Genomic DNA, 15,490 nt, shown 5'->3' with positions numbered 1-15,490 from the left:
ATTTTTAGAATCCCGTCATATTCTCAACCGATTTTGCCCCAAATTATTAGATTTCTATTCCACGATAGCGCTAGGTTTTAGAAAATTGCGCTAACTGCCGTCGAATTATAATAATCTTCGCGCTTAAAATATATACAAAACCGTCTCATTAGATGCCTCGCAGCGGATTAAGCTCAGCCAGATTCCAAGCTACTGCCATTCAAGCCCTATGAAAAAATGCTAGCTGTTACTAAAGCCGATCGCCCCTCTACAAACAAAGATCGATAGGGCTCTGTACTCCTGCATCCTCACCAGCTATTAACTGGTGAATTATTCTCATGTTTGAGCCTGCTTTTATGTCCGAAGACCAAAGCCCTATTCGCCCCACGACTCCGCAAGCCATTCAGTTAGCTAAAACACTGATGCGAACCTCCCGCTATGGTGCACTGGCCGTGCTTGACTCGGTAACAGGCATACCACTGGCTAGCCGTGTAGCGGTCGCCACGGACGTTGATGGGACGCCTGTCATTCTTGTTTCCGGACTGGCAGCACATACGCCCGGGCTGATCGCTAATCCGGCCTGCTCATTGCTATTGGGAGAAGCCGGCAAGGGAGATCCACTCGCTCACCCTCGTATCACGCTCCATTGCACGGCATTCAAGATTGAACGAGATTCAGCAGACTATGCACGTACAAGGCGGCGCTATCTAAACCATAACCCCAAGGGCTCGCTGTATGTCGACTTGGGTGATTTCGTCTTCTTCAGGCTAGTTGTAGAATCTGCCAGTCTCAACGGTGGTTTCGGCAAAGCATTCAATCTTAGCCGTACCGACCTTATAATTCCGTCCGAAATAGCCGATGCCATTGCCTCATCGGAGCAGAGCGGCATTGATGACGCCAATAGCAAGTACGAAAAAGAAATCGATTTGCTTGCAAAACGTCACAATCATGCGGCGGGTCGCTGGAAAATAATGAGCCTTGATCCCGATGGCTTCAATCTCTCAAGTGGCGATCATGTCATTCGATCACATTTTCCAGTACAGGCCGATTCTAACGGCGTGGCACTGGAAATGTTGACAGGTGTGCTGAAAACCCGCCGCTGAAACAAAACCTCGACAGTTTTGGGACAAATTTATAGTTTTTTTAGGCGGTAAATATAAGCAAGCCCTTTTCAATTTCTCCGTATAGTATTAATTTTAAGGTGCCTTCGACAAATGTTGCGCGGGCATTTTTTTAACCTAATGCTGTCTTACGGGGGTATGACTGCAAATGACCAATGAACATAATTTTTTTGATTTAATAGAAAATGTAGATGAAGCGGCTGATTTTCTTTCAGCTCTTGCTAACAACAAAAGACTACTCATTCTGTGCAAGTTACTTCACAATGAAATGTCTGTTGGTGCTTTGGCAAAAGCAATCGATCTTAGCCAATCAGCGTTATCTCAACACCTCGCAAAACTACGGGCACTTGACCTCGTATCGACGCGACGTGATGCGCAGACAATTTATTATATGGTATCCTCACCCCACATTGAGTTGATGTTGTCTACGCTTTCAAGTCTCTATATGAGTCCTGTTCCGCGTCGACGTGAATTGGCGGCGGTCATACATCAATAACGCACATCCATGAGGCATACGTCGTGCGATGAAGGAAGAAGAAACCGGATCGCACGGCGTTGTCGTAAGAATTTCCGATTCTGGCGATGGTCGTTTATCCCCCTATACGAATATTCGTGAAAAAGACCTGGTTGGTCGCCAACAGCGGTTTATTGCTGAAGGCAAAGTCGTCCTGAATGTCCTATTTTCTGCCCATGCGCGTTTCGAAACAGAGTCTCTGCTCGTTCTCGAAAATCGTCTAAATGGGCTACAAGAGCAATTCAGGCATTTGCCAGCAGGTGTAACAGTTTATTCTGTGCCTCAATCCGTCATGGATGAGGTCGCAGGGTTCCACGTCCATCGCGGAATTCTTGCCGTTGGACGACGTAAAGCCCAACCCATGCTTTCCGAAATGATTGACCGCTTACCAGAAACGGCGCTCGTGGTGGTTTTGTGCGGCATTTCCAACCATGACAATATCGGCTCTATCTTTCGCAATGCGGCCGCTTTCGAAGCTGATTGCGTCCTCCTTGACGAAACCTGCTGCGACCCACTTTATCGAAAAGCAATCCGCGTTTCTGTGGGTGCCACGCTGAAGATGCCCTATTTTCATGGATCATCCATTGAAGAAATTATCAGCGCTCTACAGTCAGCCAATTTTGATATATTGGCGTTGAGCCCTGCGTCTGAGATGAACATTTATCAGGCACCACACCATAAGCGCCAAGCCCTGCTTCTGGGCACTGAAGGAGATGGTCTACCCGACCATTTGTTGACACGACTGACTGGCGCGCGAATTCCTATGTCCAAAGAGTTCGACAGCCTGAATGTAGCAACGGCATCCGGTATCGCCCTCTCCCGTTTCAGCCGTTTTAGTTGAACCTCCGAGAGCAGTGCGCCCTAAAGCATGTCTCCCCAAATGGGACCCGGTTTTGGGATAAAGACATGCGTAAAAACAAATAGTTACTGCGGTTCCAACGATTCAGTCTTAATTGGAACCGCTATAAGGCATATCGGATCGATATGACTAACCGCGACCTCAAATAGTTTGAATTGTGTTATGGTAGATGCTGAATAAACGGATCAGCCAATAAAAAACCTCCGACGATGTCGGAGGTTTTGATATTCATATTCGTAATATTTTACTCTCAGGCAGCTGATACATTCGCCGCATTGGCAACCAGACGACGAAGCATTTCTTCAGCCTGCGGTTCGCGCTCTGAGCGTCCGATAAACCCACCGCCAAACACGCGCGCCGTATTGCTGTCATCAGAATAGAGAACGCATGCCTGTCCGGGTGCAATGCCGCTTTCGCCGTCAACAAGCTCTACCCATGTCTTTCCATCAGCATGATGGAGCACAGCAGGCCGTGGCGGGCGTGTCGAACGAACCTTGGCGAAGACCTCCACACCACCTTCTGGCAGCGCATCAAGGGAACCATCCCCTAGCCAGTTCACGTCGCGCAGGAACACCTTGTGTGTTTCCAGTGCCTCACGTGGGCCAACGATAACGCGCGTATTGGCGGCATCCAGATGCACTACATAAAGTGGCTCACCCGTTGCAACACCGATACCGCGGCGCTGACCAACAGTATAATGCACGATGCCTTCATGACGGCCCAGAACACGGCCATCGATATGTACGATATCGCCAGGGGTCGCTGCTTCAGGCTTCAGCTTGGAAATAATGTCAGAATATTTGCCCTGCGGCACGAAGCAAATGTCCTGGCTATCCTGCTTCTTCGCAACCGTCAGCCCCATCTCTTCTGCAATTTCGCGGACCTGCGCCTTCGGCAGATGTCCAAGCGGGAAGCGCAGATAATCAACCTGGTCCTGCGTGGTGGCAAAGAGGAAATAGCTCTGATCACGATCAGAATCGACCGGACGGAACATCGCGCGATGGTCGCCATTCTGGCTGCTGCGGATATAATGGCCGGTTGCCAAAGCGTCCGCACCCAATTCGCGCGCAGTCTGCAAAAGATCAGCAAACTTGACGGTCTGATTGCACGAAACACACGGAATCGGCGTTTCACCACTCACATAGGAATTTGCAAATGGATCGATAACCGCTTCACGGAAGCGCGCTTCATAATCCAGTACATAATGCGGAATGCCGAGGCTTTCAGAAACGCGACGCGCATCTTCGATGTCCTGGCCCGCGCAACATGAACCCGCGCGATGCACCGCCGCACCGTGATCGTAAAGCTGCAGCGTCACGCCAACGACATCATAGCCCTCACGTTTGAGTATCCCCGCCACAACGGATGAATCGACGCCGCCCGACATGGCGACGACAACGCGCGTGTCTTCCGGCTTTCCCGGCAGATCGAGGCTGTTCAGGCTCATGATTGATTCCAGCTTCCGGGCAAATGCCCTGCTTCTCAAAGTTTAGGTTTGCGCCCTATATAGGTCACACAAAGGGTGCTTGCCAAGATGTCGCAGCAAAAACAACGCGCATTTTGCAGCGTTGCAGTCACAATTTCGCGTGAGACATAAAATAAAATACCGGCATAAGCGGGTTTTTTTATGACTTTCTCTCTAAATAAGGCTTTTTTTTGCAAGTGTTACCAGAGAGTTACCGGCTGTTTAGGTAATTCTTAAAGCTGTGGCGCTAGTCTCGGTCTCGATTAGGTCCTTGAGTGTTGTGTAGAGAGTACAATGACCGATCTGACAAGACCGCGTATAAAATATGTTATTGGTCCAGATGGCAGTCCGCTGACCATCGCAGACCTCCCCCCCGCCACTACGAGGCGCTGGGTCATTCGCCGAAAGGCAGAAGTTGTCGCCGCTGTACGCGGTGGCCTTCTCAGCCTTGAGGAGGCATGCCAGCGTTATACGTTGACGGTGGAGGAATTTCTGGGCTGGCAGTCCTCGATCGATGAGCATGGTCTCGCCGGTCTAAGGACCACACGTATCCAGCAGTATAGACACTAAGATTCTGCCGGTTTCTTCGGAAACAGCAGATACGCAAATTAAGCCCCGGCCGGGTCAATCGGCCGGGGTTTTTCTTTGGCCAATACTGCCTATATGAAGAGAGGAGCCAAGTCTTGTGAAGGAGTTCGCCGATGAGCGAAAACATCCAGATAAAGAAAAATGATGATGCTGATAGCGGACGTTACTTTGTCGTCATTGATGGTGATGAAGCAGAGATGACCTACACAAAGCTGGGTACCGCTCTGATTTCCATTGATCACACCTTCGTGCCCGATTCGATGCGCGGTAAAGGTGTGGCACAGGCATTGGCATTGAACGCCGTCGAAGATGCTCGCAAAACCGGCTGGAAGATCATTCCACGCTGCAGCTTCATGCAGGCACAGGTAAAACGGCATGCCGATTGGGCCGATGTTATCAAAGCAGAATAAGGAGCGAGCGAGTTTTAACTCGCAGCTCCCGTTTTCAAGCTTTAGCGTAAATCGCGAATGCGGCTGGCAAGACTTTTAGGGCGAGTCGCGTTGCCCTCATTTCCACCTTCTGATCCGCTTGCATTCACGAGAGCGTCGATGGGCGAATCTTCGCCTTCTTTTTCCGCAGTTGCTGCAACCATCCGGGCCGCTAGAGCCGCCATCTCCTCGCGGAGTGCGGCATTTTCCTTTGAAATCTCCGCGGACTGCTCACCCCCCACAATAGAGCTGGAGCCATTACGCGTATAACGCTCCAGTTTCTCCTGCGCATCGGAAAAATCAGAAATCAGCTTATCCAATCTTTGCTGCAGCTCGGTGTTCCGGCGCCGTTCGCTCTTCAGTTCAGTTTGTGCTGCGGTCAATTGCGTCGAAACCTCGTTATAGCGCACAGATGCATCTTTGCGTTCCCGACGCATCTCGCTCATCTCATTTGCCAGACGACCGTGTTCGGCCTCCTTGGCACTTATTTCAATACGAAGCGTATCGGCCAGATCTTGCAGAGATGAAAGGTGTTTCTGAAGGCGCTCCACTTCGGCTTCGACAATTTCTGCCTTTTCCGATGCATTGTCACGTTCGATAATCGTCTCCTCGACGACCCTTTCGCGCTCAGACAAAGTCTGTCTGAGCTGGGAAATGTCACTCTCAAGTGACGCGAAGCGTTTGAGTTCGTCATGCTGCTTGCCAAGTTTGATCAGCTGCTCGGACGATTGTCCACGTTCCTGCTTGAGTTTCTGTTCAAGTTTGCTGAAAGCCACCGCATGTTCGGCACGTAATCCATCGCGATCCGCTCGGATTTCCGCAAGCGTTACCGGAAGTTCGGCGTGCACCTGCCGCCGCGCCAGAAAAAACGCACGTCGCCAAACCGAGGGGCCAAGCAGAACCACGACGAAAACCGCCACGAGAACGCCGAGAATGAAAATGAGCGCAGACTGGATCACGGCTTTGTCACAAAGAGAAAAAAGGACCAGCCAAAGGACAATGGCTGGCTATTATTCGTAGATCGGCACTTCCGATGCTAACTGCGCGACTTACGTCACGCAATATGTATCAGAATGGGTTCCAGGTCGGTGCAGCTGAAAGCTTGAGATAGCCGATATTGACACCCAATCTTGCGCCAACGCCCGTGCGGATGGGCACCAGCATAATATTCTGACGCTTAAGCACGTTAAAACCAGCACCCGCGATCACATAAGCTGAGCCTGCAACGCCGGCATAACGACCGTAAAGGCTCTGGACGTCGTCAAGGTTATAGACGAGCATCATCACGCGTGAGCCTTGGCCACCAAAATCCCAACCCAGCGAAGGGCCCTGCCAGAATGTGCGATGGTCGCCAGCATTCTTTGTATAGAGCGTGCCTTCACCATATGTGAGACCGCCTATGAAGGCGCCAGAACCTTCTTCACCCAGAATATATCCATTCGGAAGGCCAAAGCTCTGAAAAGCTTTTTCGACGGCACTGGCGATTCCGCCGGACGTAGATCCAAAGAACCGGTGTCCGGATTCAACAACTTCCTCGGCCGTGTATGTGTTGCTGCTCTGTGCCTGCGCTTTGTGCGGCACGACGATAATGGAGATCAGAAACGCCGCAAAAAACGCTACAAAATACGCCGCGTTGCGGAACCTGATCTGCGACAGGGACGGTATGGCCATTTATAATTCCTTTTGCCTACCAGCTTCTCTGCCTGACGGCCCTGTTAAAAGCCTGGCTACTACGTCTCTTGCGAACGCTTTGCCGAATCGCGCTTATTCTAACCGCGAATTTATTGTCTAAATCTTTATGCTCTGAAATTGGCTTTAGAATGGCGGCAAAAAAACAGCTTTGTTGCGGCAACCCAATGTCGCGTGTATCCAGATTCCCAAGGTTCCTGATGATGATTCGTCAGGATTTACGCTCACCAACTGATAGCGGCCCGTCATTCGGCTTGAATGTCGATTTTCAGGGTCGGTTCGTGCCTGGAGAAATCACCATGCCATTGCCCGTTACCCTTTCCGCACTCGATCTCGGTGCGCTTCTGTGCAGCAGGATCTGTCATGACATCATCTCGCCGGTTGGCGCGATCAATAATGGTCTCGAACTGCTTGAAGAAGGTGGTGCGGACGAAGACGCAATGGCGCTTATCAAATCAAGCGCGCGCAATGCCTCTGCCCGCCTTCAGTTTGCTCGCATCGCTTTTGGTGCAGCTGGTTCTGCAGGCGTGCAAATTGATACCGGCGATGCACAGCATGTTGCCACACAATATTTTGCCAATGAAAAGCCGGAACTGACCTGGGAAGGCACACGCGTTCTGCTGCCCAAGAACAAAGTCAAGTTGCTGCTCAACCTGCTGCTTATCAGCAATGCAGCCATTCCGCGTGGCGGCTCGCTAGCTGTACGTCTGGAAAATGGCGACGCCGATCCACGCTTTGTCATTACCGCCAAGGGTCGTATGCTGCGCGTACCACCAAAATTTCTGGAACTGCATTCAGGCGCTGAACCAGAAGAGCCGATCGATGCACATTCCGTGCAGCCCTATTATACGCTGCTGCTCGCTGAAGAAGCTGGCATGAAGATTTCTATTCACGCGACTGCAGAAGACATCGTTTTCGCCGCTGAATAATTCCATTCTGATCAAACATAAAAAGCGCAGGATAAAACCTGCGCTTTTTATTTTTCCAATATTCAAAAGAAAAAGCTCCGCCGAAGCGGAGCTTTTTGTCATTTCACTATCTACAGCGTCCTGTTGTGCGCGCCCAAGAAGGCGCACGCGCTCTAAGACGCTTATGCGCTTTCACGCAGTTCGCTGCCATCTGGCTCGCGCAACACATAACCACGGCCCCACACGGTTTCGATGTAGCTCTGGCTGCCGGAAACGGCATCGAGCTTCTTGCGCAGCTTGCAGATAAACACGTCGATAATCTTCAGCTCAGGCTCGTCCATACCGCCATAAAGGTGGTTGAGGAACATTTCCTTGGTAAGCGTCGTGCCCTTACGCAGGGAAAGAAGCTCGAGCATCTGATACTCTTTGCCGGTCAGGTGAACGCGCTGACCGCCAACTTCAACCGTCTTGGCATCAAGATTGACAACCAGATCGCCAGTTGTAATGACCGACTGAGCGTGGCCCTTCGAACGGCGGACGATCGCATGAATGCGAGCGATCAACTCATCCTTGTGGAACGGCTTCGTCATATAGTCATCTGCGCCAAAACCAAGGCCGCGAACCTTATCCTCAATGCCGGCCATACCGGAAAGGATCAGGATTGGCGTCTTAACCTTCGAAAGGCGCAAGGTACGCAGAACTTCGTAACCGGACATATCCGGCAAGTTCAGGTCCAGCAAGATGATGTCGTAATCATAAAGCTTGCCGAGATCGATGCCTTCTTCACCCAGATCGGTGGTGTAGACATTGAAGCTCTCGGACTTCAGCATCAACTCAATGCTCTGTGCGATAGCACTGTCGTCTTCAATTAAAAGGACGCGCATATCTTATCCCCTTTCCGCCGCTGACCAGATATCCCTCACGGCAGCACACGGAACTGTCGTTGCCATAGCATGAAGGTGCCTGCAAATGGTTAACAAAATATGATTCCTGTTGGCAAGCATAATTCTATCCTGTTTAGAAAAAACTCTTATCCGACTGAATCATATGCAATTATTCAATTCGATCGACTCTTATGAATCACATTAAGAAATTCCCTTAAGTGATTCATTCGACTCTATGTTTCACCTGTTACCCAAAAACCACACAAGATTTACCGAGCCTTAATTCCTAACGCGTATGATTAACGTTGCCGGTAAAGGAATGGTTACCAAAAGCGCAAAATCTTAACTTTTTGTTTCGCTTATGGAGACTGTTCTTATGATTGGCGGCAAAGCCGAGGCCTTGAAAACCAAGGCATTGCAACGGATTTCGCGGTATATTGCAGGAAAATCGCCCGCATATATGCCTGTTAATAAAGTCGGGGGGAACGCCCCAACGGTAGGAGCGCATCCCGAAAAACGTGAAACGGTTTTCGGACAATGCGTGTGAAACAAAAAGTTAGAGCGCCGGTCTGATAAAAATCGGATCGAAACACGCTTTAATAAAGCTGGTTGGTGTTCAAGGAGTATTGCGTAATGAAGCCACGTGAAAGCCTCGTCAGGCTTAAACTGTTCCAGGTGAAGGAAAAACGCCGTCAGCTGGGCCAGCTCGACCTGATGATTGGCGAGTTCGAACGTATGGCGGGAGAACTCGACGCCCAGATTCTATCCGAGGAAAAGAAGGCAGGCATCACTGACATCAATCATTTCGCCTATCCGACCTTCGCAAAGGCAGCGCGCCAGCGACGCGACAACCTGTTTGGATCGATTCGCGATTTGATGTCTCAGAAAGAAGCTGCTGAAGCCGAACTGGTCTATGCGGAAACCGAACTGTCAAAGGCGGAAGCACTCGAAGAACGTGACGGTGGCAAAGCGCCTCGTGAAATCGTCGAGCGCCCGGTCAATCAGCGCCGCGCTATGATTGGCTAAAGCATCGTTTGACCGGCGCGAAATTGCGCGCCGGTGAACGGATGATTGAAACAATGGGCTTGGAGTGCCGATCATTCAGCGCTCTACGCCGTACTTAAGTAATATTCGTAATGCTGCCTGTCAGAGGGGCGCAACTTTTTAGACAACGACCCCAAATCTTGGTTTGCCTTTGTCCCACACACGGTTGTAGGGAAGAAGCGCAATGCAGAAACTCGTCTCATCAGGACCGGAAAAAGTCCCCAGTAAATTCAATTTCGGCAAGGCGCCCAAACCTGTTCAATGGGGCGCAATGCTGATCATATCTGCATTTCTTATCTTCATCGGAGAGATGCTGGGTCTGCCAGCCGCCCTTCTTTTAGGCGCAATGCTTGGTGCGATCATTCTTGCCACCCATGAAAGCACGATCCGGGTTCATAAAAGTTTCTCGTTGCTGGCGCAGGCAATCGTCGGTCTGCTGATCGCGCGCGCCATGACCGCTGAGTTTTTCAGCAATATGGGGCAGCATCTGCCAATCATACTGTTTTCAACCGGCTTCACGCTGCTGGCGAGCACAACGATTGGTTATCTTCTGGCACGCTTCCGCGTTTTGCCCGGCACAACCGCCGTATGGGGTGTCTCGCCCGGCGCTGCCACCGCAATCGTCCTGATGGCTGAATCCTTTGGATCTGACGCGCGCCTCATCGCCTTTATGCAATATTTGCGTGTGGTATTGGTCGCAACCACCGCTTCACTTGTAGTGATGTTCACCGCTGACGTCGAAACAGTCACCCCAGCGGCCGTGGAGTGGTTTCCAGTGATTAACTGGCACACTCTTGGCCCTACCCTCGCCTTGATCGTCTGCGGGGCCTTTCTGGGCGAATTATCGCGCATTCCAACGGGAGCGATGCTCGTACCGCTCGCACTTGGCGCATTATTGCAGGATACAGGTCTGATGACCATTGATCTGCCGCCGTGGTTGCTGGCCGCAAGCTACATCTTCATCGGCTGGCGGATTGGCCTTGGCTTCACACGCGCAATCATTGCTCACGCAGCGCGCGCCTTCCCGGCAGTGCTGGCTTCAGCCCTTATTCTGATCGCGGTCTGCGGTCTGTTTGGCATGACACTTGGCCATGTGCTGGGGCTTGATCCCCTCACCGCTTATCTGGCCACCAGCCCTGGCGGCGCGGACACTGTCGCCATCATTGCAGCATCAAGTAATGTCGATCTACCGTTCATCATCGCCATGCAAACCAGCCGCTTTTTCATCGTTCTGCTGGCGGGCCCGGCAATTGCGCGATTCGTCGCTTCCCGTATTGCCAAGCGGCAAAAATAAAAAACCCGACTTTCGCCGGGCTTTTCTAATCAATAATTTTTCAGGCTTATTTGCCGTGGAAACCACGGATAGCGCCAATAATCTTGTCCTGATCTTGTTCCGAAAGATACGGATGCATCGGCAGGCTCAGAATGCGTGCAGGTAGCGCCTCCGATACAGGCAGACCACCCGGTGCGATCGGATAATGCTTGTAAGCGGTCTGTAGATGCAGCGGTTTCACGTAATAAATAACCGACGGAACTCCCGCCGCCTGAAGATGCGCCTTCAGACCGTCGCGGTTTTCGCTTTCAATCGAATACTGCGCCCAGGCCGAACGGTTGCCAGCAGGCAAGCCCGGAACCTTGACCACATCCTTGAGCAACTCATTGTAACGCTTGGCAATACGATCACGCGCTTCCATTTCATCTTCAAGGATCGCCAGCTTTTCCAGAAGAATAGCTGCCTGAATCGTATCGAGACGCGAGTTGAGACCAATGCGAACATTGTCATACTGCGTTTCGCCCTTGCCGTGGAACAGCACGGAGCGCAGCGTGTCGGCCAGTTCAGCGTCATTGGTGAACATTGCACCGCCATCGCCATAGCAGCCGAGTGGCTTGGCAGGATAAAAGCTCGTCGCACCGACATGGCCGAAAGCACCGCACATGACGTTGTCGCGCTTGCCGCCAATTGACTGCGCTGCGTCTTCAATAACGAACAGACCTTCACGATCAGCAACGGCGCTAATACGGTTGTAATCGGCAGCTAGGCCGAACAGATCAACAGGAATGATTGCCTTTGGCTCGAGGCGGCCTTCCTTGCGGATGGCTGCAATAGCGGCTTCCAGCTGTTCGATATTCATGTTGTAGGTGTCGGCATCGACATCAACAAAAACCGGCTCCGCACCAACAAGGGCAACAACTTCAGCGGTTGCCGCGAACGTAAAGGACGGAACGAAAACGGCATGGCCAGGGCCAATGCCGCGCGCCATCAAAGGCATCTGCAAGGCGTCGGTGCCATTGGCGCAAGCAATGACATGTTCCACGCCCAGATATTCACCAAGCTTCTTTTCGAACTCAGCCACTTCAGGGCCCAAAATGTAACGGCCTTCCGCAACAACCTTGGAAACGGCGGCATTAAGACGGTCTTCGATACGCGCGCGCTGCGCTCCAAGATCAATGAACTGCATGTTGGCTCCAATTTATCTGGTTCGCCCTATCAAAAGCGAATCCACGGCAACCTGTTTATTCCTTCACGCCCCGCCCTGCCATGGGTGGAGCGTTCAAAGTTTTGCTAACTCCGTAACACCGCTTGACAGAAACTTCCGTCAAAAGCGGATTAGCTGGAATGATTGACCGAACCTTCAGTCAGAATGCGCAAGACGCTGATTGCCTCCCGCCCATCGGTACGCGGCGTTTCGCGCGTTTCGATGCAATGCAGGAAGTGCTGCAATTCGCGTGTCAGCGGCATCCCTTCTTCAACGGGGATATATACCGGATCGACCGATTTGAAAGCCCACTGATCATTCTCGCGCCATACTTCGTGCTTGTAGAAGGCGAGCTTGCGATCCCACGGTTCAGCATCGTCAAAAACCAGCATACCCTTGGTTCCAGTCACACTCAAACGGCGCTCGCGATACGAGTTCAGTCTGGATGCAAAAAGATGACCACGGATACCGCTCGGGAATTCAAGATGCACATGCGCAAAATCGCTGATCTTATCGATGATTGCAGCGCCCTCGCCGCGGACCGCTGACGGTTCTTCACCGGTGATGGCGAGGATCATTGAAAGATCGTGAGGGGCAAGATCCCAAAGCGCATCGAACTTGTCGTGGAACTTGCCGAAACCGACGCGGTGCGAATGCACATAGCGGATATCGCCAAGTTCGCCGCTTTTCACCATATCGAGCAGTTTTTCAAACGCTGGATGAAAACGAAGGATATGACCGACCATGAAGACGCGGCCATTGGTGCGTGCAGCTTCGACTTCGGCTTCTGCATCCGCCACTTCAAGCGCGATCGGCTTTTCAACCAGAACGTCTTTGCCGTTCTTCACCGCTTCAATAGCATACTGCGCATGAAACTGCGCTGGCAGCGCCAAAACGATGCCGTCAATGTCGGGACGCGTGAAGAGTTCATCGACGGGAATATTGGGAACACCGAACTCAGAAGCGAATCTTTCCGCGTTCTGTGGATTGGCGTCTGAAACACCCTGAAGCACGCCGAGGCTCTTCAGGGTACGAATATGGTTGCCGCCCCAATAGCCACAACCCAAAACCGCAATACGAGGTGCCATAAAACTAAGCCTTTGCTTTCCGCTAGTTACTTATCTACGCAAATCATGGAAAACAAGACGAAAGCTATGCGAAGAGTGCTTGACAGGGTTTCATTCCCCACATATACCGCCGCCATTCCTTGCATGAAAACGGTTCGTTAAACGCTGGAGACGGCGCTGAAAACTGTTTCACTGCAATGTGTGGCGGAGTAGCTCAGTAGGTTAGAGCAGAGGAATCATAATCCTTGTGTCGGCGGTTCGAATCCGTCCTCCGCTACCATCACTTCACTGTGAAGCAACTTCTCTCCCAAAAAATCAGGCTGATAATCTTAAAGCTGCAACTGCTTTGCGCAGGCCGCTGCTTGTCTCAGACCAATATTTTCACGCAGATCGTGATATCTCGGTGGAAATGCAGCGTAAATCATAAGCTGTGCCGAATATCCATTTCCATTCAACAGTTCGACAAAGCGGCGCTGCAATAAAAACGGCGTAACCCGATCTCTCGGATTTCCAATCACAATGATATTCAACCGCGGATTTCGTGCGATTCCGCTGATATGTTCCATTGGATCATAGGGCGCTGGCAGTCCAGTCGTGTCACGCCCCGGCCGTTGCTTCAGTCCAGACTCGGCACGCAACATCTGCGCACGCTCCAGAAGACCGAATGCCCCCGAAGTCAGCACCGCACAGGAAACATCGCCTCGCCCAAGCGTCAGCAAGGCGGCAGCCGCAGTTGCACCGCCGCTATGCCCCATCAGCACAAACTGCTTGATGCCATATCGCTGTTTAATTGCATCTAACGCAGAATTCAGCGCCATGAACTCGGCGGCCTGTCGTCGCCGCAAGTGGTTGCCACTTGAACCGAAGGTTCCAGGCCGCGCCAGTACGATTACAGGGACACCAGTCACCTGAGCCGTTCGTTCCGCGCGGCCTTTCTGTGCTTCCACCGTATTATCGGGAATATCTGCTGGCTTGCGCTTCACCCAGCCCTCAGAGTCCCCCCGCAAAAGAACCAGCGCAATAGGCGCATTCTTAATGGTGCCGCCGGAGAAGAAACGGATGCAATCCTGTCCTCCGGCATATTCAACCCAGACTGCATCGTCTGTTTTCTGGCAGGTCGCAAAATCTGGTTTCAAGCTCCACTGTAGCAGCTCAGCTCTGGCAGCACCAATGCCGACAATACTCAGCAGCAGCCCCAACGAAAGAACCCAACTACCTCTGAACCGGTGACTTTCGCAAACCATTCTCCACATCGCACCGCCTCAGCACCTAACGTTCGCGCAGCGCTTCGCTTGCCCTGTTCAGTGGCTTGATCAAATAATCGAAGACTGTCTTGCTGCCCGTGTGAATATCGACTGTTGCAACCATACCAGGAACGATGGGAAAGCGTTCTTCGTGCTTGTTCAGAAGCGCATCTTTCTCTGTCTTGATGAAGACACGATAATAGTAATTTTCAGGCTTTGCCTCGTCCTGGATCGTGTCTGCAGAGATACTGACAACCTTGCCTTCGAGACCGCCATAAATCGCATAATCATAAGCGGTAATTTTGACGGTCGCCCTCTGATCAGGGTGGATATAAGCAATATCCCTCGGTGAAATACGGGTTTCAATCAGCAACTGCTCATCAAGCGGCACAATAATCATCAGCTTGCCGTTCGGAGGTACGACGCCACCGATTGTCGACACTTCTATATTCTTGACGATACCACGCACAGGCGAGCGCAAGGTCAGGCGCGCGAGTGCATCGGATCGCCCACGAATGACGGAGGAGAGCGATTCCACCTCGGCATTTGCCTTCGCCAGTTCCTCTCGCGCCTGCACGATATAGTCGGATTTGATTTCCGTTTCCTTGAGCTGAAGCTCGACCAGCTGCCGTTTCAGACGGATCACTTCGACATTGCTGGCCGCACCCATTTTGCTCAGTGACTGGCTGATATTGAGTTCATCCTGCACGAGCTTCTTGGATTCGGCGATCCATTCAAGCGACTCTTTCAAGCTGCGTTTACGCGCTTCAAAAAGCCGTGTCTCCGCACCGACCAACATCGGAAATGCATCAAGCTCCGGCGAAAACTGCAACTCTGTTTGGCTGACTTCGGCGTTTAGACGAGCAGAGCTTGCCAATGCCGCGCGATATTTCGCAGCGCTTTCCTGTACGCTCGATTCTGTAACCGTTGGATCGAGTTGTGCCAAAATCTGTCCCGGCTCCACGACATCATCCTGTCGTACCATCAGCTTGGCGACAACACCGCCTTCCAACGATTGAATGACCTGTTCTTGTGAAGTCGGCACCACTTTGCCTGTCCCGTTAGAGACTTCATCAAGCAAAGCCCAATAAGACCAGCCCACCAAAATGATCAAGAAAACGAAAACGAGCCGAACAAAGCGCTTCTTCTTCTTGAGCTGAAGCCCTTGCTCACTTCCGTTTACCCAGGCACCAAAGTCTCCGCCGATGGCCGCCATGCTGTAT

General features: G+C 51.7%; 16 protein-coding genes and 1 tRNA gene. 9 read left to right on the top strand and 8 right to left on the bottom strand.

All coding sequences use genetic code 11. From position 1 onward, the window contains the following. Positions 1-317 precede the first annotated feature (317 nt). The 3 genes from QBD00_RS00995 to QBD00_RS00985 all read left to right on the top strand — a co-directional run bounded on the left by QBD00_RS00995 (position 318) and on the right by QBD00_RS00985 (position 2,455). On the top strand, positions 318-1,082 hold the full coding sequence (locus QBD00_RS00995) for a HugZ family protein (protein WP_318578460.1): 765 nt from the start codon (positions 318-320) through the stop codon (positions 1,080-1,082). 166 nt (positions 1,083-1,248) lie between these two features. Further along, positions 1,249-1,596 carry an ArsR/SmtB family transcription factor gene (locus tag QBD00_RS00990; RefSeq protein ID WP_095447142.1) on the top strand — a complete coding sequence of 116 codons (348 nt, stop codon included), beginning with the start codon at positions 1,249-1,251 and terminating at the stop codon, positions 1,594-1,596. Positions 1,597-1,624: 28 nt separating this feature from the next. After that, positions 1,625-2,455 carry an RNA methyltransferase gene (locus QBD00_RS00985; protein WP_318578459.1) on the top strand — a complete coding sequence of 277 codons (831 nt, stop codon included), beginning with the start codon at positions 1,625-1,627 and terminating at the stop codon, positions 2,453-2,455. Between the two features lie 268 nt (positions 2,456-2,723). Here the strand turns inward: QBD00_RS00985 and mnmA are convergent, their stop codons facing one another. Beyond that, positions 2,724-3,920: a tRNA 2-thiouridine(34) synthase MnmA gene (gene mnmA, locus QBD00_RS00980; RefSeq protein ID WP_191794042.1), complete on the bottom strand. Its 1,197-nt coding sequence runs from the start codon at positions 3,918-3,920 to the stop codon at positions 2,724-2,726. Positions 3,921-4,232: 312 nt separating this feature from the next. Between mnmA and QBD00_RS00975 the strand changes: the two genes are divergently transcribed. Then, positions 4,233-4,508, top strand: coding sequence for a DUF1153 domain-containing protein (locus tag QBD00_RS00975; RefSeq protein ID WP_007876112.1), 276 nt, complete (start codon positions 4,233-4,235; stop codon positions 4,506-4,508). Between the two features lie 131 nt (positions 4,509-4,639). Then, a complete protein-coding gene (locus tag QBD00_RS00970) occupies positions 4,640-4,936 on the top strand; it encodes a GNAT family N-acetyltransferase (RefSeq protein ID WP_318578458.1) in 297 nt (98 codons plus the stop codon). Positions 4,937-4,977: 41 nt separating this feature from the next. Here QBD00_RS00970 and QBD00_RS00965 read toward each other — a convergent pair whose 3' ends face one another. Continuing rightward, positions 4,978-5,889 carry a hypothetical protein gene (locus QBD00_RS00965; RefSeq protein ID WP_318578656.1) on the bottom strand — a complete coding sequence of 304 codons (912 nt, stop codon included), beginning with the start codon at positions 5,887-5,889 and terminating at the stop codon, positions 4,978-4,980. A gap of 133 nt (positions 5,890-6,022) precedes the next feature. Next, positions 6,023-6,625 (bottom strand): DUF1134 domain-containing protein, encoded by a 603-nt coding sequence (locus tag QBD00_RS00960; protein ID WP_095447146.1) that lies wholly within the window; start codon positions 6,623-6,625, stop codon positions 6,023-6,025. A gap of 317 nt (positions 6,626-6,942) precedes the next feature. Between QBD00_RS00960 and chpT the strand changes: the two genes are divergently transcribed. Continuing rightward, positions 6,943-7,572, top strand: coding sequence for a histidine phosphotransferase ChpT (gene chpT, locus QBD00_RS00955; protein ID WP_095447952.1), 630 nt, complete (start codon positions 6,943-6,945; stop codon positions 7,570-7,572). 161 nt (positions 7,573-7,733) lie between these two features. Here chpT and ctrA read toward each other — a convergent pair whose 3' ends face one another. Continuing rightward, positions 7,734-8,435 carry a response regulator transcription factor CtrA gene (gene ctrA, locus QBD00_RS00950; RefSeq protein ID WP_094577785.1) on the bottom strand — a complete coding sequence of 234 codons (702 nt, stop codon included), beginning with the start codon at positions 8,433-8,435 and terminating at the stop codon, positions 7,734-7,736. A 633-nt stretch (positions 8,436-9,068) separates the two neighbouring features. Here ctrA and QBD00_RS00945 point away from each other — a divergent pair. Both QBD00_RS00945 and QBD00_RS00940 read left to right on the top strand, forming a co-directional pair. Then, positions 9,069-9,461 (top strand): hypothetical protein, encoded by a 393-nt coding sequence (locus tag QBD00_RS00945; RefSeq protein ID WP_024899365.1) that lies wholly within the window; start codon positions 9,069-9,071, stop codon positions 9,459-9,461. 202 nt (positions 9,462-9,663) lie between these two features. After that, positions 9,664-10,773 (top strand): AbrB family transcriptional regulator, encoded by a 1,110-nt coding sequence (locus tag QBD00_RS00940; protein WP_095447147.1) that lies wholly within the window; start codon positions 9,664-9,666, stop codon positions 10,771-10,773. A gap of 46 nt (positions 10,774-10,819) precedes the next feature. Here QBD00_RS00940 and QBD00_RS00935 read toward each other — a convergent pair whose 3' ends face one another. Both QBD00_RS00935 and QBD00_RS00930 read right to left on the bottom strand, forming a co-directional pair. After that, a complete protein-coding gene (locus QBD00_RS00935) occupies positions 10,820-11,938 on the bottom strand; it encodes a DegT/DnrJ/EryC1/StrS aminotransferase family protein (RefSeq protein ID WP_318578457.1) in 1,119 nt (372 codons plus the stop codon). Between the two features lie 149 nt (positions 11,939-12,087). Further along, complete coding sequence (locus QBD00_RS00930; RefSeq protein ID WP_318578456.1) at positions 12,088-13,044, bottom strand: Gfo/Idh/MocA family oxidoreductase; 957 nt, start codon at positions 13,042-13,044, stop codon at positions 12,088-12,090. Positions 13,045-13,226: 182 nt separating this feature from the next. On the opposite strand from QBD00_RS00930, the gene QBD00_RS00925 reads away from it, so the two are divergent. Further along, a tRNA-Met gene (locus tag QBD00_RS00925) sits at positions 13,227-13,303 on the top strand. Between the two features lie 49 nt (positions 13,304-13,352). On the opposite strand, the gene QBD00_RS00920 is transcribed toward QBD00_RS00925, so the two are convergent. Together QBD00_RS00920 and QBD00_RS00915 are read right to left on the bottom strand one after the other, a co-directional pair. After that, positions 13,353-14,222 carry an alpha/beta fold hydrolase gene (locus tag QBD00_RS00920; RefSeq protein ID WP_318578455.1) on the bottom strand — a complete coding sequence of 290 codons (870 nt, stop codon included), beginning with the start codon at positions 14,220-14,222 and terminating at the stop codon, positions 13,353-13,355. 70 nt (positions 14,223-14,292) lie between these two features. After that, positions 14,293-15,483, bottom strand: coding sequence for an HlyD family type I secretion periplasmic adaptor subunit (locus QBD00_RS00915; RefSeq protein WP_318578454.1), 1,191 nt, complete (start codon positions 15,481-15,483; stop codon positions 14,293-14,295). Positions 15,484-15,490 lie beyond the last annotated feature (7 nt).

Source organism: Ochrobactrum sp. AN78, assembly GCF_029909885.1.
GTDB lineage: Bacteria > Pseudomonadota > Alphaproteobacteria > Rhizobiales > Rhizobiaceae > Brucella > Brucella quorumnocens.
The sequence above is the reverse complement of the archived record's forward strand: the minus strand, read 5'-3'. Positions and strand labels throughout refer to the sequence as shown.

Coding starts and splice junctions, on each gene's coding strand:
- ctrA (WP_094577785.1), bottom strand. CDS start 8,435: ATGCGCGTCCTTTTAATTGAAGACGACAGTGCTATCGCACAGAGCATT.
- QBD00_RS00960 (WP_095447146.1), bottom strand. CDS start 6,625: ATGGCCATACCGTCCCTGTCGCAGATCAGGTTCCGCAACGCGGCGTAT.
- QBD00_RS00915 (WP_318578454.1), bottom strand. CDS start 15,483: ATGGCGGCCATCGGCGGAGACTTTGGTGCCTGGGTAAACGGAAGTGAG.
- QBD00_RS00930 (WP_318578456.1), bottom strand. CDS start 13,044: ATGGCACCTCGTATTGCGGTTTTGGGTTGTGGCTATTGGGGCGGCAAC.
- QBD00_RS00940 (WP_095447147.1), top strand. CDS start 9,664: ATGCAGAAACTCGTCTCATCAGGACCGGAAAAAGTCCCCAGTAAATTC.
- QBD00_RS00970 (WP_318578458.1), top strand. CDS start 4,640: ATGAGCGAAAACATCCAGATAAAGAAAAATGATGATGCTGATAGCGGA.
- QBD00_RS00935 (WP_318578457.1), bottom strand. CDS start 11,938: ATGCAGTTCATTGATCTTGGAGCGCAGCGCGCGCGTATCGAAGACCGT.
- QBD00_RS00945 (WP_024899365.1), top strand. CDS start 9,069: ATGAAGCCACGTGAAAGCCTCGTCAGGCTTAAACTGTTCCAGGTGAAG.
- mnmA (WP_191794042.1), bottom strand. CDS start 3,920: ATGAGCCTGAACAGCCTCGATCTGCCGGGAAAGCCGGAAGACACGCGC.
- QBD00_RS00995 (WP_318578460.1), top strand. CDS start 318: ATGTTTGAGCCTGCTTTTATGTCCGAAGACCAAAGCCCTATTCGCCCC.
- chpT (WP_095447952.1), top strand. CDS start 6,943: ATGCCATTGCCCGTTACCCTTTCCGCACTCGATCTCGGTGCGCTTCTG.
- QBD00_RS00985 (WP_318578459.1), top strand. CDS start 1,625: ATGAAGGAAGAAGAAACCGGATCGCACGGCGTTGTCGTAAGAATTTCC.
- QBD00_RS00990 (WP_095447142.1), top strand. CDS start 1,249: ATGACCAATGAACATAATTTTTTTGATTTAATAGAAAATGTAGATGAA.
- QBD00_RS00975 (WP_007876112.1), top strand. CDS start 4,233: ATGACCGATCTGACAAGACCGCGTATAAAATATGTTATTGGTCCAGAT.